General features: G+C 58.6%; 15 protein-coding genes and 1 pseudogene. 11 read left to right on the forward strand and 5 right to left on the reverse strand.

What is annotated here, in order from left to right:
• On the reverse strand, nt 1–1406 hold a 1406-nt coding region (locus G3N58_RS09355; protein ID WP_205999012.1), incomplete at its 3' end, for a sensor domain-containing diguanylate cyclase.
• A 453-nt stretch (nt 1407–1859) separates the two neighbouring features.
• Here G3N58_RS09355 and antA point away from each other — a divergent pair.
• Genes antA through antC form a run of 3 tightly spaced genes read left to right on the forward strand, consistent with a single transcriptional unit; the run spans nt 1860 to nt 4788 of the window.
• The gene (gene antA, locus G3N58_RS09360) at nt 1860–3260 is read left to right on the forward strand and encodes an anthranilate 1,2-dioxygenase large subunit (RefSeq protein ID WP_167042272.1); all 1401 of its coding nucleotides are present in this window, start codon (nt 1860–1862) and stop codon (nt 3258–3260) included.
• A complete protein-coding gene (gene antB / locus G3N58_RS09365) occupies nt 3257–3745 on the forward strand; it encodes an anthranilate 1,2-dioxygenase small subunit (RefSeq protein ID WP_167042270.1) in 489 nt (162 codons plus the stop codon). Before antA ends, antB begins: the two co-directional genes overlap by 4 nt.
• Nucleotides 3746–3759: 14 nt before the next feature.
• A complete protein-coding gene (gene antC / locus G3N58_RS09370) occupies nt 3760–4788 on the forward strand; it encodes an anthranilate 1,2-dioxygenase electron transfer component AntC (RefSeq protein ID WP_205999013.1) in 1029 nt (342 codons plus the stop codon).
• Between the two features lie 184 nt (nt 4789–4972).
• On the opposite strand, the gene G3N58_RS34115 is transcribed toward antC, so the two are convergent.
• On the reverse strand, nt 4973–5416 hold the full coding sequence (locus G3N58_RS34115) for a helix-turn-helix domain-containing protein (protein ID WP_241017048.1): 444 nt from the start codon (nt 5414–5416) through the stop codon (nt 4973–4975).
• A complete protein-coding gene (locus tag G3N58_RS34120; RefSeq protein WP_241017049.1) occupies nt 5395–5907 on the reverse strand; it encodes a hypothetical protein in 513 nt (170 codons plus the stop codon). The genes G3N58_RS34115 and G3N58_RS34120 overlap by 22 nt, the downstream gene beginning before the upstream one ends.
• A 589-nt stretch (nt 5908–6496) precedes the next feature.
• Here G3N58_RS34120 and G3N58_RS09380 point away from each other — a divergent pair.
• The 8 genes and pseudogenes from G3N58_RS09380 to G3N58_RS09415 all read left to right on the forward strand — a co-directional run bounded on the left by G3N58_RS09380 (nt 6497) and on the right by G3N58_RS09415 (nt 19934).
• Nucleotides 6497–8317 carry a methyl-accepting chemotaxis protein gene (locus G3N58_RS09380; RefSeq protein ID WP_205999014.1) on the forward strand — a complete coding sequence of 607 codons (1821 nt, stop codon included), beginning with the start codon at nt 6497–6499 and terminating at the stop codon, nt 8315–8317.
• Nucleotides 8318–9632: 1315 nt separating this feature from the next.
• Nucleotides 9633–11197 (forward strand): annotated as a pseudogene (locus G3N58_RS09385) (recombinase family protein).
• Nucleotides 11194–12096: a ParB/RepB/Spo0J family partition protein gene (locus tag G3N58_RS09390; RefSeq protein WP_241017050.1), complete on the forward strand. Its 903-nt coding sequence runs from the start codon at nt 11194–11196 to the stop codon at nt 12094–12096. The pseudogene G3N58_RS09385 and the gene G3N58_RS09390 overlap by 4 nt, the downstream one beginning before the upstream one ends.
• Nucleotides 12093–12995 (forward strand): plasmid partitioning protein RepB C-terminal domain-containing protein, encoded by a 903-nt coding sequence (locus G3N58_RS09395; RefSeq protein WP_205999015.1) that lies wholly within the window; start codon nt 12093–12095, stop codon nt 12993–12995. The genes G3N58_RS09390 and G3N58_RS09395 overlap by 4 nt, the downstream gene beginning before the upstream one ends.
• 345 nt (nt 12996–13340) lie before the next feature.
• Complete coding sequence (locus tag G3N58_RS09400) at nt 13341–13532, forward strand: hypothetical protein (protein ID WP_205999016.1); 192 nt, start codon at nt 13341–13343, stop codon at nt 13530–13532.
• Between the two features lie 691 nt (nt 13533–14223).
• Nucleotides 14224–15498 (forward strand): hypothetical protein, encoded by a 1275-nt coding sequence (locus tag G3N58_RS09405; protein ID WP_346778254.1) that lies wholly within the window; start codon nt 14224–14226, stop codon nt 15496–15498.
• Nucleotides 15499–15742: 244 nt separating this feature from the next.
• Complete coding sequence (locus G3N58_RS09410; RefSeq protein ID WP_205999017.1) at nt 15743–16855, forward strand: potassium channel family protein; 1113 nt, start codon at nt 15743–15745, stop codon at nt 16853–16855.
• Between the two features lie 427 nt (nt 16856–17282).
• Nucleotides 17283–19934 (forward strand): patatin-like phospholipase family protein, encoded by a 2652-nt coding sequence (locus G3N58_RS09415; RefSeq protein WP_346778255.1) that lies wholly within the window; start codon nt 17283–17285, stop codon nt 19932–19934.
• A 70-nt stretch (nt 19935–20004) separates the two neighbouring features.
• Here G3N58_RS09415 and G3N58_RS09420 read toward each other — a convergent pair whose 3' ends face one another.
• Nucleotides 20005–20682 carry a uracil-DNA glycosylase gene (locus G3N58_RS09420; protein ID WP_205999018.1) on the reverse strand — a complete coding sequence of 226 codons (678 nt, stop codon included), beginning with the start codon at nt 20680–20682 and terminating at the stop codon, nt 20005–20007.
• Nucleotides 20679–21896 carry a nucleoside triphosphate pyrophosphohydrolase family protein gene (locus G3N58_RS09425; RefSeq protein WP_205999019.1) on the reverse strand — a complete coding sequence of 406 codons (1218 nt, stop codon included), beginning with the start codon at nt 21894–21896 and terminating at the stop codon, nt 20679–20681. The genes G3N58_RS09420 and G3N58_RS09425 overlap by 4 nt, the downstream gene beginning before the upstream one ends.
• Nucleotides 21897–21911 lie beyond the last annotated feature (15 nt).

Consider the following 21911-nt stretch of genomic DNA (forward strand, 5'->3'; position numbering starts at 1 on the left):
GCGTCGACGAGCGCGCGGCGCGTCGCGAGCGCCGTGCCGTACGCGGTGGCCGCGCCGACGCTCACCGTCAGCACGTGGTGCACGCTCGCCACGTGGCGGCATTGCAGTGCCTGCACCGCTGCGCGAATCTGCTCGCCGATGCACCGCGCGCCGGCCGAGTCGGTGTCCGGCAGCAGCACGGCGAACTCTTCGCCGCCGTAGCGCGCGGCCGTGTCGCCGGGGCGCCGCACGTTTTGCGCGATGCAGCGCGCCACGCCGATCAACGCTTCGTCGCCGGCCGAATGGCCGTACAGGTCGTTGAAGTCCTTGAAGTTGTCGACGTCGATCAGCAGTAGCGAGAGCGGCCAGCCGTTGCGCTGCGCGCGGCGCCATTCCTCGCCCACGTGTTCCTCGAACGCGCGGCGGTTGTTCAGCCCGGTCAAGCCGTCGGTGCGCGCGAGTTCGCGCAGCTCTTCCTCGGCCGCGCGACGCAAGCGCAACTGGTACGCGAACAGGATCGCGAGCGCGATGATCGTGACGTCGAGCCCGGCGATCAGCGTGCCGATGATCCACGCGCGCCGCCGCCATTGGACGTAGATGTCGTTGGTCGACAGCGCGACGTCGAGAATCAGCGGATAGATGTCGATATGGCGGAACGCGTACCAGCGCTCGACGCCGTCGATCGCCGCCGTGCCGAAGAAGTCGCCGCTCGGCTGCTGGACGAAACGGGAATAGTTCGCGGTGCCGGTCAGGTTGATGCCGATCGTTTTCAGATCGTAAGGACGGCGCATCAGCATCGTGCCGTCGTTGAGCATCAGCGCCATCGAGCCGCTCGGCCCGAGCTTCATGCCATCGAACAGGCGGTGAAAATACGTGAGGCGCATGGTGCCGACCACCACGCCGCCGAAGCTGCCGTCCGGCTGCGTGATGCGCCGGCTCAGCGCGATGCGCAGGTCTTTATCGCTGACGCTACCTTCGGGGCCGAACGGATGGCTGATGAAGAGGCCGGCATCCGGCTTATCGCGATGCACCTTGAAGTAATCGCGGTCGGCGAAATTGCCCGGCTGCGGCTCGGTCGTACGCGAATCGAAGCGCACGTTGCCGCGGGCGTCGAGCACAAACACCGAGCCCATGTCCTTCGCGCTGATCGAGCCGTCGAACAGCACCATCTGGCGAATCGTCGGCGGCAGTTCGAGCACGCCCGGCTGTTCGAGTCCGTCGATCACCGCGCGCAGCGACAGGTCGTAGATCTCGAGATTGCGCGACACGTCGCGCTCGACCAGCAGCGAGACGTTGTCGACCGAGTCCTGCGCGCGCCGCAAGGCGTCGTCGCGCATCTGCGCGAGCAACCAGACGGCGATCGCGAGAATCGCACCCGCTAGCACGATGCTGATCGCAATCACGGCGTTCGGTCGGCGCGTCACCATTTGCTGTTCGTTTTAAACCTGCGCTCGACCACGCGCGTGAACGGTATTGGCCGCGTCCCGCGCGAATCTCCGGAGTACGCGTCCCCTGAACCGGTAGGGTAGCAGACGCGAGCGCCCGCCATGACGCGAAGAAGCATGATTTTGCGAACTGGCGCCGGGGCCGGCCGTGGGCGGCAAGCGCGCCAAGCCACGCAAAGGCCGTGCAAGGCCGCGGCGGCCCGCCGTCGGGGGCTTCGGGCGACCGTCGGGCCGTTTTCGGGCCGTTTTCCGACGCTCGCCCCGCCACCTTCCAGCCGCCTGACTGAGCGCCTTCCGGGCCGCCCGCGCGCCTGTCCGGCCGCCGTCGAATTATCCGGATAGCGAATGCAAATTGGCCGGATAGTTCGCCTCGCCACTTGGGTATTCAATCGAGCCTGTCACGTTCAAACGATTGGACACAAGGAGAGAGACCTCATGAGCGAAAAGCGCAGCGCCAGCCAATGGCGCGAATTCGTTAGCGGCTGTCTGGACTTCCGCCCGGCGGAAGGCGTCTACCGGATTGCCCGCGAAATGTTCACCGAGCCCGAGCTGTTCTCGCTCGAGATGGAGTACATCTTCGAGAAGGCCTGGATCTACGCGTGCCACGAAAGCGAAATTCCCAACAGGAACGACTTCCTGACGATGCGCGCGGGCCGCCAGCCGCTCATCATTTCGCGCGACGGCGCCGGCAACCTCAACGCGATGATCAACGCGTGCCAGCACCGCGGCGCCACGCTCACGCGCATGACGAAGGGCAACCAGTCGACCTTCACGTGCCCCTTCCACGCCTGGTGCTACAAGAACGACGGCCGCCTCGTGAAGGTGAAGGCACCCGGCGAGTACTGCGACGACTTCGACAAGTCGGCGCGCGGCCTCAAGAAAGCGCGTATCGCGAGCTACAAGGGCTTCGTGTTCGTGAGCCTCGACGTCGACGGCACCGACACGCTCGAAGACTATCTCGGCGACGCGCGCCTCTTCTTCGACATGATGGTCGCGCAGTCGCCGACCGGCGAGCTCGAAGTGCTGCCCGGCAAGTCGACCTACACGTTCGACGGCAACTGGAAGCTGCAGAACGAAAACGGTCTCGACGGCTATCACGTGAGCACCGTGCACTACAACTACGTGGCGACCGTGCAGCATCGCATCGAATCGAATGCGAAGAACGGCGGCAGCGGCGAAAGCGCGAGCGGCACGCTCGACTACAGCAAGCTCGGCGCCGGCGACCACGAAACCGACGACGGCTGGTTCGCGTTCAAAAACGGCCATAGCGTGCTGTTCAGCGACATGCCGAACCCCGAAGTGCGTCCCGGCTACGCGAGCGTGATGCCGCGCCTCGTCGACGCCTACGGCCAGGGCAAGGCCGAATGGATGATGCACCGGCTGCGCAACCTGAACGTCTACCCGAGCCTCTTCTTCATGGACCAGATCAGCTCGCAGCTGCGCATCGTGCGGCCGCTCGCCTGGAACAAGACCGAGATCATCAGCCAGTGCATCGGCGTGAAGGGCGAGTCGGCGAAGGATCGCGAGAACCGCATCCGCCAGTTCGAAGACTTCTTCAACGTGTCCGGCATGGGCACGCCCGACGACCTCGTCGAATTCCGCGAGCAGCAGCGCGGCTTCCAGGCACGGCTCGAACGCTGGAGCGACATCTCGCGCGGCCATCACAAGTGGGCCAGCAGCGCGACCGCGAACACGACGCTGCTCGGCATCGCCCCGAACCTGACCGGCACCGAACTGACCCACGAAGGGCTCTACGTGAACCAGCACGGCACATGGCGCGACACGATCCTCAAGGGCCTCGACCAATCCATCGCATCGCAGGGAGAACAGGCATGAGCCAGCTCCAGCACGCCATCGAGCAGTTTCTGTATCTGAAAGCCGATCTATGCGACCGGCAGCAATGGGACGACTACCTCGAACTATTCGATCCGCAGAGCGTGTTTCACGTACCGCAGTGGGATTCGGAACACGTCTACACGACCGACCCGAAGCAGGGCATGTCGCTGATTTACTACTCGGACCGCTCCGGTCTCGAAGACCGCGTGTTCCGTCTGCGCACCGGCAAGTCGGCCGCGTCGACGCCGCTGCCGCGCACCATGCATCAGATCAGCAACGTGCGTCTGAGCGAGCGCGCGGATGCGGGCGTCGAGGCCAACGTGAACTGGTCGACGCTCTACACGCGCCACGGCTCGACCGACTACTTCTACGGCCGCGCGGTGTACGACCTGCGGCCGTCGGGCGATAGCTGGAAGATCACGCGCAAGCACGTGCTGCTGCTGAACGACCACATCAACGCGGTGCTGGACTTCTACCATCTGTAAGCGGGAGCACGACGATGAAACATAAAGTCGCATTGAGCTTTGCCGATGGCAAAACCGCGTTCTTCGACGTGAGCCCGAACGAGCTGCTGCTCGATGCGGCACTGCGCCACGGCGTGAACATTCCGCTCGATTGCCGCGAAGGCGTGTGCGGCACCTGCCAAGGCCGCTGCGAATCGGGCGACTACACGCTCGATTACGTCGACGAGGAAACGCTCAGCGAGGCCGACCTCGACGAGCGCAAGATCCTCTCGTGCCAGACGCGCGTAAAGTCGGACGCGTCGTTCTATTTCGACTTCGATTCGACGCTGTGCAAAGGCGCGAGCACGAGCACCGTGTCGGCGCGCGTAGTCGGCGTCGAACTCGTGTCGGCGACGACCGCGGTTCTGCGTCTCGATGCGAGCGCGCATGCCCGTCAGCTCGATTTTCTGCCGGGGCAATACGCGCGCGTGAAGGTGCCCGGCACCGAGGACTGGCGTTCGTACTCGTTCGCGAATCATCCGAATACGCGCAACGATTTGCAGTTCCTGATTCGCCTGCTGCCCGACGGCGTGATGAGCAACTACCTGCGCGAGCGCTGCAAGGTCGGCGACACGGTCGAATTCGAGGCACCGCTCGGCGCGTTCTATCTGCGTCAGATCGAGCGTCCGCTCGTGATGGTCGCGGGCGGCACGGGACTCTCCGCGTTCCTCGGCATGCTCGACGAGATTGCGGCGAAGCGCAATTGCGTGCATCCGGTGCATCTGTACTACGGCGTCACCAATGCGGCCGACCTGTGCGAAACCGGGCGCATCGACGGCTACAAGGCGAGCATCGAGGGCTTCGCGGTCGAAACGGTCGTGATGAATGCCGTGCCGGAATGGTCGGGCAAGACGGGGCTGATCCCCGAACATTTCGACCGTTCGTTCCTCGAAGCAAATGGCTTCGACATGTACGTGTGCGGCCCGCCGCCGATGGTCGAAGCGATCAAGACCTGGCTCGCCGAGCAAGGCATTCAGGACTACCGGCTGTACTACGAGAAGTTTGGCGAAAGCAACGCGCGGTAAAGCGCGTGATGTGACGCGGCTTCTTCCGTCGCGCTCCCGCTGCGGTTCTGTTTGCAGTTGTGTTTGAGTGTGTGTTTCTTTTGCGTCCCGTTCCGTCGTCGCAAGGCGATCGGACGGGACGATTCCATTTGGCAAAACGCTGACGGCGAATGCGCGAGTGTCAGGCGAACTCGCGGCCGGCGAATCAGCCCCGCTTCACTGGCACGCGCGCCGCGCGCTTGAGCGTATCGGACGGCGACTCGCCGAACATCGCCTTGTACTCGGTCGAAAAGCGGCCGAGATGCGACATCCCCCAACTCAGCGCAACCGATGAAATATTGCGCACCGAACGGTCTTCGAGAATATCGCGCCGCACCGATTCGAGCCGGTAGCGCTTCAGATAGGCAATCGGCGCACAGCCGAAATACTGCCGGAATCCGTCGAACAGCTTGAAGCGCGACACCCCCGAGGCGCGCTCGATCTCTTCGAGCGTGATCGGCTCGCGCGCGTTGTCGTGAATGAACTGGCGCGCCTTGATCAGGTAATGCGGCGGCGTCACGGCCGACGCATTGGCGAGTTGCGCCGAGTAGTTGTGCGGCTGCGACAGCAGCAGCCCCTTGAGCAGCGTCAGTTCGAATTCGCTCGACATATAGAGCTGCCCGAGCGCCCCCGCGCGTTCCATCTCGCCGGCGAGAAACTTGACCATGCGCCACCACGTGCCCTGCTCGCCGGCCGCCGCGTCCATGTCGGGTGGAACACGAGCGGCGCGTCGAGCGGACGTTGCAGCATCGTCTGCAGCACCTGCTGAAGCGCGGCGCGCGGAATCGCGACATGCAGCTTGCGGCAATTGCCGGTGATGGCCAGGTCCTGCGACTCCTGCGGACTGACGATCAACCCGCAGTCCTGATCCGACAGCCATGTCTTGCCGTGCGCGGCCAGTTCCTGCTGCCCGACCATCGGCAGGCTCACGCTATAGCAGTTCAGCGGACTGTTCTCGCGCACCGCGACCGTGACGTCGGTGCCGTACTCGACAAAGCCGAGCGTCGTCGCCATCGACCGCAACACGGTGCCCGACTGGTGAAACCGCAGCCGCTCCGGCCGGCTGACCTGCAGACCGTGCGGACCGCAGATCGAAGCCATCCATTCGCGCGCGCCGTCCAGGTCGCTTAGCGCGGCGCGAATATCTCGACTGACGGAATCCGGTATTGATCGCATGGGTGGAAACGAACTAGCCGGCATTCGCGCAGCGACGGGTTCGTTCGTCGGGAGGCAACCACAAGCGCGCGAAACCGGGGAACGAAGGGTTTCAGCAAGACTACCTCAACCTCGGCCGATCGGCGTAAACGAACACAAACAAACGCTGCACAGCGATGGAACCGGACGAAGCCCCCCGCGCTCCTCGACTTCAACGCCCGCCCCGCTGCAATCAGATCGAAAGGTCGGGTTTTCATCATGCGCCTAAATAGAAGCAAGGCCGCACAATTTTCCACCTCCTTCAGCCATCGCGGGCAAGCGTGCGCAAAAAATTCCGATCTCTATCAAGTCCGGCGGCATCCGATCCGATAACCGGTAAATGGGATGCCCTCGCCGGTCAGCGCTCACGCGCAATGCCTGCCGGGGTATGACGTCAAGCCGTCGGGAAGTACGGCGTCCTCGTAGAAACGTTCCCATGTCCGGACCTGAGAGTCCATACGAATCGCTCGATGTTTCGTTATTGGAGAGAATAAAAGTGATCCTCAATCGCCTCACCATCAGAAGCAAGCTCATTGCCGGCTTCGGCATGCTTTCCTTGATCGTCGTCACCGTCTCCGGGCTTTCGCTGAAAGCGCTAAGCGACTCGACCGATGGTTTCACCAACTACGTGCACGGCATCAATGCGCGCGCGGACATGGTCGTGCAGGTGCGAACGGCGATCGACCGGCGCGCGATCGCCGCGCGCAATCTCGTGCTCGTGACCAAACCCCAGGACGTCGAAATAGAAAAGGCCGACGTGATGCGCGCGCACGAAGACGTGCAGGCGCACCTGAAACAGTTGAACGAGATGATTGCGAACGCGACCGATACGTCGGAGAAGGCGCGCAGTCTCGTCGCCGAGATCAATCGCATCGAGGCGGCGTATGGTCCGGTCGCCACGCGCATCGTCAATCTCGCGCTCGCCGGCAAGCGCGACGACGCGGTCACCGACATCGACGACAACTGCCGCCCGCTGCTCGCCCAGTTGATCCGCGCGACCGATACCTATGCCGACTACACGCGGACCCGCCAAGAGCAGTTGATCAACGACTACGCCGAGCACTATCAGAATCAGCGCAATCTGCTGATCGCGATCTGCCTCGCCGCCATCGCGCTCGCGATCGTTTCGTGCTGGCTGATCTCGCGCGCGGTGACCGGACCGCTCGGCTTTGCGATCGACGTCGCACGCACGGTGTCGCAAGGCGATCTGCGCACGCGCATCAGCGCCGACGGCCACGACGAAACCAGCAAACTGCTCGGCGCGCTACGCGAGATGAACGAGCGGCTCACCATCATCGTCACGCGCGTGCGCGACAGCAGCACGAGCATTGCCGGCGCGGCACGCCAGATCGCGGCGGGCAACATGGACCTGAGCCAGCGCACCGAACAGCAGGCCGCCTCGCTGCAGGAAACGGCGTCGAGCATGGAGGAACTGACGTCGACGGTCAGACAGAACGCCGATAACGCGCAGCAGGGCAGCACGCTGGCGGCGAACGCGTCGTCGGTCGCGCAGAAAGGCAGCGTGGTGGTCGGCCAGGTCGTCGACACGATGCAGCAGATCAGCGATAGCTCGACGAAGATTGCGGACATCACCGGCATGATCGAAGGCATCGCGTTCCAGACCAATATCCTCGCGCTGAACGCGGCCGTCGAAGCGGCTCGCGCAGGCGAACAGGGACGCGGCTTCGCGGTGGTCGCGAGCGAAGTGCGCAGCCTCGCGCAACGCTCGTCGAGCGCGGCCAAGGAGATCAAGGATCTGATCGCGAACTCGGTGGACCGCATCCGCGACGGCTCGGCGCTCGCCAGCGAAGCGGGCAAGACGATGAGCGAAGTCACGCAGGCCGTCGCGCGCGTAACCGACATCATGGCGGAGATCGCGGCAGCATCGAGCGAACAGAGCCGCGGCATCGAGCAGGTGAATCTCGCGATCACGCAGATGGACAACGTCACGCAGCAGAACGCCGCGCTCGTGGAAGAAGCCGCGGCCGCATCGCGCTCGATGGAAGATCAGGGGCAGCAGTTGAGCGAAGCGGTGGCGTTTTTTCAGGTGGTGAATAGCGGCGGGATGGGGGCGGGTGCTGCGGCTCCGGTTTATGGGTCTGCGCATGCGTCCGGTCATGTGTCGGCTCATGCTCCGGCGTTGGCTCAGCGTAGCGCGATGCCGAGGCGGGAAGCGTTGGCGACAACGCAACGGGCCACGCGAGCGACGGGCGTGGCGCCGGTCGCGGCATTGGTGGGGGCGAATGGTGTGGGGAGTTCGGTTGGGGTGTCGGCGGTGTCTGTTGCGAGCGCTGATGACGGGTGGGATAGGTTCTGAGTGAGGTTTGCCGCGCGGTCTGCCTGAGGAGTTAGGGATCGGTGCGGCTCCGCGGCAACGCGTTGATAGGCGGTTGCCGATTTCCGTGTGTAGAAGTGCAAAAACCGGCGCGAGGCCGGTTTTTGCACTTAAGGAGGCGATGGAGAAAATGCCCCCGGCAGTCGACGGAACTCATGATTCCGGAATGGAAACAAAAACCCCGCGAGCCTTACGCTACGCGGGGTTTCGGGATTTCTACTGAGACACGAAGCAATTTCTTGCACTCAGTTCGAACCTTCTTTTTGCACCCCAACTACGGTAGAACAGGGGATCGAACTAATTGAGGAATCACACCGGGGAACTAAGTTTTTGCACTTTGTCGAGCCAAGCCAGATTTCGTTGCACTTTGTTCCTGAGAGTCGTACTCCGGGTCATCGGACGACTGGATTCGCGGAAGTGGCCCGCGATTATTGAAGCTGTTCACAAATGCGAGCGTGCATGCGGGCCTGCTGACGTGGGGCTCGTTAAAGTGCGTCTGGCATTCGTGTCGGGAACAGGGAAAATCTCCGTGGGTAGCTCGCGCAATTGCGTCCGGCAGAGCTTCTCGAGGCATCCTGCCGCGTGAAATCGCCCGAGATCTGCGCCAGCGCCGTCCATCACGGTCATCACGGTCATCACGGTCATCACGGTCATCACGCGGAGCCTAGTCATGAAATCGGCTCGAACCTGCGCTGCCTGCGGAGCGGCGTTTACCCCTCTGCGGCACGTTCCCAATCAACGGTACTGCTCAGCCGAAGCCTGTCAGCGAGCTCGCCGACGCGCGTGGCAGCGTCAGCGCCTTCGCACGGATTCTGACTACCGCGACAACCAGGCCCGGGCACAGGCGGACTGGCTGGCCCGGCATCCAGACTATTGGCGCCAGTATCGCGCGACCCATCCAACGTATTGCGAGCGCAATCGCGTCATGCAGCGCAAACGGAATGCGCATCGGTTTTGCCAGCCAATTGCAAACATGAACGCGTTGCAGCCCTCGCGGCCACTCACGTCCGGGTTCTACATACTGCGCGACGCAGTAGAAGCCGGCATTGCAAAGATGAACGCGTGGACAGTGCACATCGCTGTGCTATCGGCGCCGAAGCTTGTCCCCACATAATTGCAAAGAGATGACCTGATCGACTTCGGTTTATTGCCTGCTACCTTCGTTCTGTACCCGCGCATTTGATCGTCGTGGCGCTGCGGAGAAACCATTTTCTGCCGGACCGCAGCGATCCCTCTGACCGACAGTGAACGCGAGCGGGGAACAAATGACGGCGTCAACGCTGGCTGGAGCAGGACCGTGGCACTCGATCACACAGACGACGCAGACAACGCACAGGCGCAACCGCTGCGCGCAGCCGAATACGTGCGCATGTCGACTGAACATCAGCAGTACTCGACCGAGAACCAGCGCGATCGGATTCGTGAGTATGCGGCCCGACGCGGACTTGAGCTCGTGCGCACCTATGCCGATGAAGGCAAAAGCGGCCTGCGGCTCGACGGTCGACAAGCCCTGCAGCAGTTGATTCACGACGTCGAAAATCATGTCGCGGATTTTCAGGTCATCCTGGTCTACGACGTCAGTCGCTGGGGACGTTTTCAAGACGCCGACGAAAGCGCCTACTACGAATACATCTGCAGGCGTGCCGGCATCCAGGTGGCCTATTGCGCCGAGCAATTCGAGAACGATGGATCGCCTGTATCGACGATAGTCAAGGGCGTCAAGCGAGCCATGGCCGGCGAGTACAGCCGTGAATTGTCGACAAAAGTGTTCGCAGGTCAGTGCCGACTAATCGAGCTTGGCTTCCGGCAGGGTGGCCCAGCTGGTTATGGAATGCGACGCGTGCTCGTTGATCAGCATGGCCTCATGAAGGGCGATTTGCAACGCGGAGAGCACAAGTCGCTACAGACGGATCGCGTCATTCTGATGCCGGGGCCGCAAAGTGAGATCCGGATCGTCAATCTCATTTATGACTGGTTTATCGACGAATCGTTGAATGAGTACGAGATCGCTGCGCGCCTAAACGGCATGCGCGTCCGTACCGACCTCGATCGTGAATGGACCCGCACAACTGTAAGGGAGGTGTTGACCAACGAGAAGTACATTGGCAATAACGTCTACAACCGCGTGTCATTCAAGCTTAAGAAGGCGCGGGTGGTCAATCCGCCCGATATGTGGATCCGCAAGGACGGCGCGTTCCAGTCTATTGTGCCGAACGAAACTTTTTACACGGCGCAGGGCATCATGCGGGCGCGCGCCCGGCGCTATTCATGCGAGGAACTGATCGAGCGTCTGAGAAATCTTTATCGGAGCCGAGGCTTTCTCTCCGGCGTCGTGATCGACGAAACCGAGGGAATGCCGTCCTCCTCCGTCTACGCGTATCGGTTTGGCAGTCTGATTCGAGCGTACCAGACCGTAGGGTTCACGCCTGGTCGTGACTATCAGTATGTCGAAGGAACCGATTTCTGCGGAAGCTTCACCCGAAAATTGTCGCTGAAACTGAAACGAAAATCACGGACCTCGGTGGAGCTGTAACCCGAGATTCAGCCACAGACCTCCTCACCGTCAACAACGAGTTCACTGCTTGCATCGTCCTCTCCCGTTGTCAGGCGCACGGAGATGATCGCAATCACTGGAAGGTACGCTTCGATACCAGCCTGCTGCCAGACATCACCGTAGCGGTTCGACTCGATCACGAAAATGCAGCGGCGCTCGATTATTACCTCCTGCCTCGCCTTGATTTCGGCCAGCCCCGCCTACACCTGGCGGATCACAACCCGATCGAATTCGAAAGCTATCGCTTCGATACGCTGGATTACCTGTACGGCATGGCGCAGCGTGCTCGCCTGAGGAGAGCCGCATGATCCCGCATCAGTCGTCAGGTGAAGTTCGGATGATCCCCGTTGACCAGATCGAAGTCATCAATCCGCGTGACCGCAACAGCCGCGTCTTCGATGAGATCGTCGGCAACATCAAGGTCATCGGCCTGAAGAAACCGATTCTCGTCACGCCGCGTGCGACCTCCAGTGGGATCGAAAAATATCTACTTGTGTGTGGCGAGGGAAGGCTCAAAGCGTTCCGCTCCCTTGGTGAATCAACTATTCCCGCCCTCGTTGTGAACGTGAGTGATGAAGACGCGTTCATTATGAGTCTCACTGAGAACATCGCGCGCCGGCAATGCCGGCCGCTGGAACTGCTCGCGGGCATACGGCAGCTGCAGGAGCGCGGCTACGCGCCAAAGGCGATCGCGGAGAAGACGGGGCTGACGCAACAGTACGTGCAAGGAATACTGACGCTGCTGCACCAGGGTGAGGAACGGCTCGTTATTGCAGTCGAAAAAGGTCAGATTCCACTAAATGCGGCTCTCACGATCGTCGGCGCTGGCGACAACGATGAGGCGATTCAGGCTGCTCTTCAGGAGGCGTACGAGTCAGGAAAGCTTCGAGGCAGGCAGCTGATGGACGCACGTCGCGTGATTGAGCGACGAAAAACGCTTGGGCGCTCGGCCAATCGCAACATGTCACGCAATGTCACCTGCGTCACGACTTCGAGCCTCGTACGCACTTATCAACGCGAAGTGGAGCGACAGAAGGCGATGGTCAGAAAGGCCGAATTTACGCAGCAGCGACTCCTCTTCGTGGTGGGAGGCCTCCGGCAACTCTTGGCTGACGAGAATTTCGTGAACCTCCTCCGCGCGGAAGGACTGAGCACGCTGCCTAAATATCTGGCTGAACGCGTCTGGCCCGGTGGGAGCGCAGCATGACAGGCGTGACGTTGGGCTTCATTCCCGAGCCGCTATCCGTTTCAGTCACCAACATACTGCCGTCGCGTCGAACGCCGACCGGCGTGGTCGAATCGCGGAAATTCAAACAGATCAGAGCTTCAATTCAGGAGGTCGGCCTCATCGAACCGCTTTCCGTGACCTCAGCCGATCAGACTTCGGGCCAGCATGTGCTGCTCGACGGACATCTGCGCTTGATTGCGTTGCAGGACCTCGGACAGATCACGGCGAGCTGCCTCGTATCTACGGACGACGAAAGCTATACATATAACAACAGGATCAACCGGCTCTCAACGATCCAAGAGCACTATATGATCCGGCGTGCGGTCGAGCGCGGTGTCTCACCCGAACGATTGGCAAAAGCCCTCGCAGTCGACGTGTCCCAGATCATTAAACGAATGACACTTCTGGACGGCATATGTACGGAGGCAGCATTGCTCCTGGGTGATCGACAGTTCTCGCCCGAGCTTGTGCGCGCCCTTCGAAAAATGAAACCAACGCGACAGCTTGAATGCGTCGAACTGATGGTCGCGGCGAACAACGTCAGCGTGTCGTATGCAGAAGCGCTGCTCGTTGCAACGCCGGCTTCGCGTCTCGTTGATGGGAAAAAGCCCGCAAAACTGACGGGCGTGGGTCCAGAGCAGATGGCGAAGATGGAGCACGAGATGAGCAATCTGCAGGGTCAGTACAAGATTGTCGAGCAGACCTACGGGCAGGATGTCCTGAATTTGGTGCTAGCGAAGAGCTACCTTGCCAAGCTTCTCGAAAACGAGCCTGTCCGTCAGTACCTATTTCAGAATCAGGCCGATCTGCTGAGAGAATTTCAGGCTATAGTGGAAACAGCTTCCTTGGACCAGCAGCAACTCGCCGTAGCTGCGTGAATCTGCCCAACAAAAACTAACGATCACGGCACTACCGCGTAGGTGGGCGTATTATCTCTCCACCACACCCGACGCGGGAAGGGTTATGAGGAAACGCTACCTAAGCCTGTCGAGTGCCCAGTCCGGCATCGAGCGACTGATCCCCAAGCTGACTGCCAAACGCAGCTTCGTTGTCTGCCGTGCGGGTAAGCCTGTTGTGAAGCTCGTGCTTCCTGAACCGCCTCGACGACAGGCGCGCCGCGTAGCTAACCCGCGGCGACGGAAAAGGTAACGGTAGGCCACTTTGTATTGGCCGCCATTCAGAGCACATTTTCACACTGGTGGGTATTGGCAAGAGGAATCTGTATGAGCAAGACCCAAAAAGGAAAGGATTCAGGGACGAGCGATAAATCATTGCCGACGGTCGTGGTCCGCCGAGGACGATCACGTGACATTCCTGTTGTGACGCCGCAAATGAAGGAGCGCCTGCGTGCCGCGGCAAAAGTCTCAAAACGAACCACATTTCCTGAATTGCCGGAATGGCGACCCAAACGTTAGCGATATAGCAACGCGGGTGCCGATACCACCAGCCGGCGCCAAGTGACAGCGCGGACAAGAATTCGCCGTACAGTTTATGTACCAATTAGCGCGATCTGATGCATCGCTGGACAAGCGCTCTTTCCTAGAAATTTTGCGCAAAACTGTCGAACTCGATAAACCGAGATTGCGGAGCAAAGTCTGTACAGGAATGTGAAGCAGCTCCATTGCAACGCACACGATGATCCCCCACCTGATCCTGAATCCGTCGGCGCCGCTCAAGCGAGCCTACAGAAAAATTTAACCGTGTGGCCCTTGTATGGTCTTATCCGAGATCAGCCGGGTCCGACGTACCATCGTGCGCGTCAACAACTATGCCTTGAACCCAGAGCATTTGTGCAGCAGCGCTCAAGGCACTCAAAAACCAGCGATGCGCGTAGCTAGATATCTGACACGAGTATTGAACACAGTGTTCGGCCTATCGAGTCGCCGGCACCTCAAGTCGTCGATAGCATCAGCCGTAAACCAGTAACTGACGCGCCACTTTGATATGGCTGACATTTTCACGTCGGCGACTGAAGGAATGCTATATAAAACGGCTGAAGCTTGATCCAGCTATCGCTGGAATTGATCAATGGCATCGAATGTGACGTCAAAGGACCCCGAAGCCGACCGACCGATCTTCGCGCGCAACGATTTTGGAGGGTGATGGGTGAACCGTGAAAATGAAATTTTTACTCGCAGTTTGATGGCTCGAGTTTGCAATTCAGACAGCCTCGCGGAGGCCCTAGAAATATTCACGCAAGCCGGTCCATTGCTCGATGGTTGCAAATTTGTCTTTGCGGCAAAGAGTGGAGCGGCGCCCGGCTTCGCAGTTAACCGAACATTCTCTGGCGGAGCGTCGATACGCAGTCTTTTCAATACCGAGCGGGTAGTGGTCCTAGACACTGAAACCGTTCGCGAAATGCGCAGTGGCAAGGCCACATATCCGATAGATTACTCAATATCGCTGGACACTCAAGCAGTAAGCTACCTTGAGCCATTCGTAAGTGGAAAATCAATTGCGAGATTGCCCACCGACATGAAGGAGGTTTTCGATTTCATTGCGCGCGACGATGTCTCGGTCGATCCAATTCCTTATATGCTAGAGAATGTTCACAACTTGCATGATCAGGGGGCCGCAGATCGGATCTACGCCAAATTGAGAGTGTACGAAATATTGCGGACGCTCGACACGCAGTGGCTCCAATCTCGGGGAGAAGCGCGCTCGGTGCTGTCGGATCCCGATTTGACGAAGCGGGCTCAGGAGCACATCGCTCGGATGTTTGCGGATCGCGATGACGATCGATTTACTCGCGGACTAACTTTCCGATATCAATTCGTATACTGCCATCTTCTTCAGATGGCATTGATTCAGTTGAGTTCACCGAAGGCGAGCCTTGCTAACAAAATGCTTCAGTTTTTGGAGTTCTGCGACTCCGTAATGGCGATTATGAACGGTCGCGAAACTGCATTGGCGCGCGCCTATTTTGAGCGCGGTCAAGACCTCACTTTCTTCGGGAAAATTCAGAAAGGTAAGCCGGATCTATTTCGACTGCTTGGGGGTATGGCGTGGGATTTGTGGCATGTACGGCAGCTAGAGGAGGCGATGACGTTCAAGCCCGCGCCGCAAGCTCGTTACTTTTTCCCCGCCTTGCTCACCTTCGACAAACGTCTTATCGAAGTAATAGATTTATATCCGTTGAAAGCATGCGCTTTCAAAGAAGGCCAATCCGAGCCAATGCCGGTCTTCGATGGTGACTGGTTCGATCTGGTGGCCACAGGGGAGGCAGCGAAGCATTCCATTCAAGAACGCTTTTTCTCCAGCGAGGCCCGTGCTTCCAGGGACGCGCGGCGAGATGGCGTCAAATCTAACATTGAAGAGATTACCAAGGGGCTGGAAACCAAATTGAGTCAAGTTGCTTTAGTAAACTGCCCTAGCCATTAATCAAAGATTCCCGTTTAAGGGTACATTTTCCTGTCCGGTTGTTACCTCATGCTACGCGATCCGCTCAATCGGATCGCGAGGACCAAACAAATCACATGAAGACGAAATCGCTATTGTCAGTGACTCGCCACATGGATGTGAGATCAAGGAATCGTCATTTATTCCGTTTTTCCTCGCGCGAATGACCATACATGCACATCCAATGATGAGACACCTCCTCCTTCGCACAGTGCCAGAGGCAACCATGACAACAGAAAGCGAAAACTTAGAAGAGTTTCTTGAGATAGAAGGACCTCATCGCAAGGGACCACTGACGACCCCGTTTGGTCGGTTAATTGATGAAATGTCTTATGCGCGTCTGTTTTTCCTTGCGTTGGCTGTTTTGACAAGTGCGACTGTGTATTTTTACGTGGCTTCCCCTCATGGTCATGGAATCGTGACATCGAATGGAACGAATGACGGATCTTTGCTTGATGCGCTCTACTTCACCATTGTTACCTTCACCACGCTCGGCTACGGCGACCTGGTTCCACACGGCTTTGGCCGCGTTATCTGTGCGATGGTGGTTTTCTCCGGTCTCTCACTTGTCGCACTGTTTGTCGGAAAGGTGGCGTCTGAGCGCCAATATTCCATGCTGCTACTTCTTCACACAAGTGATTGTCAACGTAGACTTCAGGGTTTCTGCGATGATCTTAGGAGCGCTACAAAGGCTGTATCCATGTCGTGCGAGACGGCAAACACTGTAGCCCTCCGACAAAGTACAAAAGAAATGGCAAACCTCCTACAGGCAATCTTTAAGTATGTCGTTTTTCATTTAAACCAATCCAGACTTACAGAATTCGGAAACGAAAGCTCATTGACTTCTTTGAGCAAAGAGCTCTTACTCGCGCAGACGGTATGCGCAGAAGCCTTCAAATCCAAGGCGGCAGACGAGGTCATCGGAAATCGTACGCTGGCAATCGTCAAGAGGCTCGCGTCTTTCGAACAGCTCGTGATTATGTTCCAGCAAAGAACCAAAACTCGGACAAGGCTATCACGTTTTTTTAGAACGTCCTTGCCTCGCTGCCTGGATTCGCCGTCACCGGTTGATCATAAGCCTTCTCGCGGCTCGCTCAAGACGAACCTAACGGCCGCCAGCCAATCACCAATGCGGGAGCAGGCAGACCGTCTTGTTGCCTGGGCGCGCGAACACATCACTAGTTGGCTTCTGAGCCGAGTTTACGAACACCTGCCGTCAGGTCCCCGACTCAAATGGCCGCGGCATGAACACAAGAGAATTGCGTCGGAACTGAAAGTGTCAAACACCGTTGCGGAGGCTTGCATCAGCCAACTTATCGCGGAAGGCCGGATCGAGTGATATCTCGGTCGAGCGGAATGTGCTCCTAAGACCCCGCAGTATGTCATTTTCATATGTGTGGAAACGTTACGCGAAACGGCGTTGGTGTCAGACGCAATTTCAAGTTGATATAGCATCAGGTGGAATTGACGAGTGGCATTTTCTGGCTCGGAACATGCCCGCTCACCGAGCGTTGATGGGAAGCCTGGATCGGGTGACGATCGAAAATCGAGCTGTTTGCCCAACAGAGCGCAATCCCGCCCTGCGACCGCCTGCCGTGCTATCGTTATTGCCGTGCTCGGTGGCGAAGTCGGCAGCTATCACTCATAGGCTGTAATGAAACTAAATGGCTGTCCGTACGCTGATCAAGTTTTGCTGACAGGCACGAAACCAACAATTGCATCGGGCTTGGCAAAGGAGCTCAGCCAGTGACCGACAGGGGAATGACGTGACGACCTGGAAACAGCGTCTCGATGGATACCGGACGAAAAGAGCAGCACTCTTTAGTGATGTCTTCCTTCAACGCTCCGGGAAGAATGAGTGGATGCCGGAAGAAGCCGACTCGAGGGCGGCTGCCGAACTTCATACACAGCTCGCTACACGTGTCGCCACCCAACCATTGCGCTACGGGGACGGCATCGAAAGCGCAGCGCTAGAAAGTCTTTACCGCCTCTTCGGCAGTGCGCGCGAGATTCAGGACAGGTACTTCGGCGCAACCCACTTCGAGACCCTCGCTTGGCACGTGCTCAATGCTCACGTGCGCCCGTTCACGGCGAAATGGCACCGACGCAACCTATCCGGCGCACTTAGCGCACTGGACGACACAGACGAGTTCCGAAGTGATCTCGAGGAGTTGCAGCCGCTACTCATCTTGTTCGACGAACTGCTGCTAGAGATACGGGATGGCCAGCGGCCCTTGCCTGGCTCCGTAGGAGACGAAGTAAGTGAACGGTTCGAAGGCGAGATGGCAGCGCCCCTACAATGGGGCATCCCGCCGACCGGCAGCAACGTCCAGAAAGCACAAGCAAACGCAATGAACGCGGCCGAACGTGAGGCCATCAAAACACGTAGGAATACCTATGGCGTTAAATTCGACCGGGAATACGCCACTGGACTTGCCCTCTCCGGTGGCGGCATTCGTTCAGCCACCTTTTCGCTGGGCGTGTTGATCGCACTCGCGCGGCGCAATCTGCTACCAGACTTCGATTATCTGTCAACGGTGTCAGGCGGTGGCTATCTGGGCTCGTTTCTGACGACGTTTCTTTCCACCAAAGGCGATGCCACGGAAAGTCGTGTGCAAAATCTCGGTTTGTATGCAACGCAGCGCCCATTTTTAAAAGAAGAAGGGGAAGCCCAAGCCCTTCGCCACCTGCGCCATCACAGCAAATATCTGCAAACGTCTTGGATCGAGCGCATTGTCATGGCCGCTTCGCAGATATACGGAATGCTAGTCAACAGCATCGCACTTGCACTGATTCCCACACTGCTCGCGCTCTTCGAGTATCTCGCACGAAACACTGTTGGCGCGCGGCTCCCTGACTTCCACCTTGGTTTTGTGGTTGCAGCACTATTGATGGGAACTGCGATCATTCTGCCCTTGCTCGTACGAATCGCCCCGTCGATCCGACATCGTGCCGATGCAGTACTCGCTTGGCTAGCAGTTCCCCTGCTTTTACTGGTCATCTGGCAGGCGCTTGGATGGTTACATCGCCATGTCGATTTCTTTGACACAGGGCGACATGGAATATCACCTTACACCGCGGCACTCATGACCGCCGGTACAATACCAGTGGTAAGCGCAGGCGTCATTGCCTTGCTCGGACGTCGTAATGCACGAATACAGATTCCACTTGCAGTAATCGCGGGATGCGTGGCGCCCGTGTTCGTCGTCGGGCTGGAACTCTTGATCTATCAGTGGTTGACAGGTGCGGGGCCGAACCTCGGAGCGTATGCGTGGATGCCATCGGCTCGTGCAAGTCAGCTAGGACTCGTGCTCCTGGTCGTATTTGTCTTCGTATGTGTGCCGCTCGACATTAACTTCACCTCACCCCATCGTCACTATCGCCGAAAGCTCGCTGAGACGTTTCTGATTCAGCCTACGCGCGATCCGAACGCCGACCAGCCATTTGACAGCGGCGTCCGTATCAAGTTGTCTGAGATGAATCCGCAGGCCCGTGCACCGTATCACCTGATGAACGCCGCACTAAACGTACCGGCCTCTGACAGCCCAGCGATGCAAGGCCGACTGACCGATTTTTTCATGTTCAGCCGCGACTTTTGCGGCAGTCCTCTCACCGGTTATGCAAAAACGCAGGCTTGGGAAAGACTTGACAGCGGGCTTGATGTGGGCACCGCGATGGCCACATCGGGCGCGGCAACGTCACCTCTAATGGGCTTGCAAACGAAACAATACCAAACGTTTTGGCTGGCGATGCTCAACGTGAGACTCGGGTACTGGCTAAAGAATCCGTTCTACTCCAAGGCTTGTCCCACAGGCACGCCAGGGGTATGGTATTTGTTGAGCGAGATGTTTGGAAATATCCACGAAAGAGGCAGATATCTGAACGTCACCGATGGCGGTCACATCGAGAATCTGGGAGTCTACGAACTGTTGCGACGCCGCTGTAAGTATATCGTCGCGGTAGACGGCGAGCATGACCCCGCAATGACTTTTCACGCGCTCACCACGCTTCAGCGACTCGCGTCAATCGACCTAGACATCTCGCTTGAGATTGATCTCGACGATCTTCGCCTTCGCAAGGACGGCTTGAGTCGCTCTCACTTCCAGATGTGTCGTATTCGTTATCCCGGGACCGCCACGCAGCCGCCCGGCATAGGCTATCTGATCTACGTGAAGCTCTCACTGACAGGCAACGAGGGGGAGTTTATTCGACGCTACCGTATGGATGAACCCGCCTTTCCGCATCATCCGACGGCCAACCAGTTTTTTACGGAGGCTCAGTTTGAAGCGTACCGCTCGCTCGGGGAGCACGTTGGCGACAAGCTCTTCATGAAAGCCATCGTTGGAGAACTGGCCGGTGCAGACTGTCTTTCGGTTCAGGAATGGTTCAGGCGGGCAGGCAAAAGCATCCTCACATAACTCACACAGCCGAAAAACCGACAGCAAGAGAGACGCTTCGGAGGTCTGATGGGCGACGTTCCGCATCTCGTTAGCTGAAGAGGCTGTGCTGACTCATGCGCTCACCGTGCAACTGAAGGCGAAATCCATAGAGCTCCGCAATGCCGCGACGGAAGTCAGTCACCCCACCGTAGCTGGGATGCCGCACTACCTCTACAGTCACCCCAAAACGGCCAGCGTATGCAGCGGCATCCTGGCCGATGGAAATAATTCTTTTAATGCCTAGCCCCTCAATCAATGAGGCGTTCAGGTCATCGACTTCTGAGAGTTCGGCACGCGTGAAGCGCCTGTTCGAGAGTGCGATGCCCGGTTCGTGAGGGTGAAAGGGAAACACGTTCCAGAAAACCGGTGGTTGATTTACTCGACCAATTGCAGCCCAGATCTCGGCGGCGGTGCGCTCCGCAACAGCAGTTCCATACGTGGCCCGGGTCAAACGCGCGCCGGGAAAAAGCCTTTCAAGTTCTGGCAAATGATATTCGTCAGTCAACGCAAGGCCCGTGCGCCGTCCTCCGCGATAGCCCAAATCCCGTCCCATCCATAGCGTATCGACACCGCACTCGAGCGCGGCGGCCAAGTACGACCGCAAATTTCTACGGCGCGTAGCAGCAGCGTCTGGCCGATCGTGAATCGGACAAATATCGCGGTATGGATTGAACACGTTGTCCAGCGTTATTGCGGCTAGACTTTTGACAAAGGAGTCGGGCTTCATTCGTTGGTCCGGGTTGGCGCCTCGAATGATAGCGTATGTGCGTCCATGTCGACGATAACCCGGCCGCCGCGGTTTTCGGGCTGCCGCAGCTCGCGGAAGACCCGAAATCCATCCAGTATCGCCCGCTCCCACTGCCAGAGTGGCGCGGCAGCCACCTCATAGCCATCGACCATGCTGCGAACCTGCTTGAGCAGTCCGTACTCCAGCTTGCCGATCGCAACGTCGGCATAGTAGTTGCGATGCCTCGCGTGGTTGAAAATCCAGGTAGCGATGCCTTCCTCTATGATCATAGCTCGCGCGCCGTCTTCGTTTTCATCGATCTCCGGCACAGATTTGCGTTTGACTTTCAGCAGCGCCCGGATCACAGGAGACCATCCGAGATGTGCGACGTACGCGAGATGGAATACATCGTGAAAACGGTAGTCGTCGGGTTCATTGCTGTTATCCGTCAGACGGTCACCGATGTAAACGCCGTGCAGTTGCTGTACGACGTAGCTTCCCGACTTCGATCGACGCTCAATGAATTCCATCGGAATAGTGCGAGGCAGTTGCTCATGCTGCGGCAACGGAGCATCGAACGGCTGCGTATACTCAAGGATCTGTCCGGGCCATCGACCGTGGATCTTTACAAGGTTGTCACGCGCGATGTCCTCCAGCTTCAGCATGAACGATGCAGCGACTAAACCTAACATGCCCAGCAATTGGGCGAGCAGGTTGGTCTGCGAGTCGTGGTAGAGGGTCAGCTGCGATATGTCCACATGACCGACAATCTCTCCGCTCGCACGGGCCAGTTCAGCTAACTGTTGAGTTCGGCGATTTTCCAAGTCGTCGCCATGGACCGCAATAAGTCCATCGATCTGCCGGAAGTTAATCTCTCCGCCATTCTCACGTTCATGCTCTCCGAACCGCTGTCGAAGATACCTCAAGCACCGTTCGCCGAGAATCCTGGGTTCGATTGCGCTCGCATTGGCGATCGCGATCAGATACCACAGCGCGTCGCCGATCTCTTCGCCAGCCACCTGCGTCTCGGACTCCTGCAGACGGTCCCGATTCACTTTCTTTAACGCCGACAGTAGTCCACCCACCTCACCGAAAAAGCCAAAAGTCAGCTGGACTGAACCGTCAGGGATCGATGAAAAGCGATCGGTTTGACTGGACAGCGCCGCATATGAGGCAATCGTTAGTGGCGGCTGCTGCGCTTGCGCGATCACCATAGTTGAATTTCCTGA

This window comes from Paraburkholderia sp. Ac-20342, from assembly GCF_017104985.1.
Classification (GTDB): domain Bacteria; phylum Pseudomonadota; class Gammaproteobacteria; order Burkholderiales; family Burkholderiaceae; genus Paraburkholderia.

Bases quoted from the DNA above. Each gene is read 5' to 3' on its own strand.
- antC (WP_205999013.1), top strand. From the start codon at position 3,760: ATGAAACATAAAGTCGCATTGAGCTTTGCCGATGGCAAAACCGCGTTC.
- G3N58_RS34120 (WP_241017049.1), bottom strand. From the start codon at position 5,907: ATGGCTTCGATCTGCGGTCCGCACGGTCTGCAGGTCAGCCGGCCGGAG.
- G3N58_RS09410 (WP_205999017.1), top strand. From the start codon at position 15,743: ATGACAACAGAAAGCGAAAACTTAGAAGAGTTTCTTGAGATAGAAGGA.
- G3N58_RS34115 (WP_241017048.1), bottom strand. From the start codon at position 5,416: ATGTCGAGCGAATTCGAACTGACGCTGCTCAAGGGGCTGCTGCTGTCG.
- G3N58_RS09400 (WP_205999016.1), top strand. From the start codon at position 13,341: ATGAGCAAGACCCAAAAAGGAAAGGATTCAGGGACGAGCGATAAATCA.
- antA (WP_167042272.1), top strand. From the start codon at position 1,860: ATGAGCGAAAAGCGCAGCGCCAGCCAATGGCGCGAATTCGTTAGCGGC.
- G3N58_RS09425 (WP_205999019.1), bottom strand. From the start codon at position 21,896: ATGGTGATCGCGCAAGCGCAGCAGCCGCCACTAACGATTGCCTCATAT.
- antB (WP_167042270.1), top strand. From the start codon at position 3,257: ATGAGCCAGCTCCAGCACGCCATCGAGCAGTTTCTGTATCTGAAAGCC.
- G3N58_RS09395 (WP_205999015.1), top strand. From the start codon at position 12,093: ATGACAGGCGTGACGTTGGGCTTCATTCCCGAGCCGCTATCCGTTTCA.
- G3N58_RS09390 (WP_241017050.1), top strand. From the start codon at position 11,194: ATGATCCCGCATCAGTCGTCAGGTGAAGTTCGGATGATCCCCGTTGAC.
- G3N58_RS09420 (WP_205999018.1), bottom strand. From the start codon at position 20,682: ATGAAGCCCGACTCCTTTGTCAAAAGTCTAGCCGCAATAACGCTGGAC.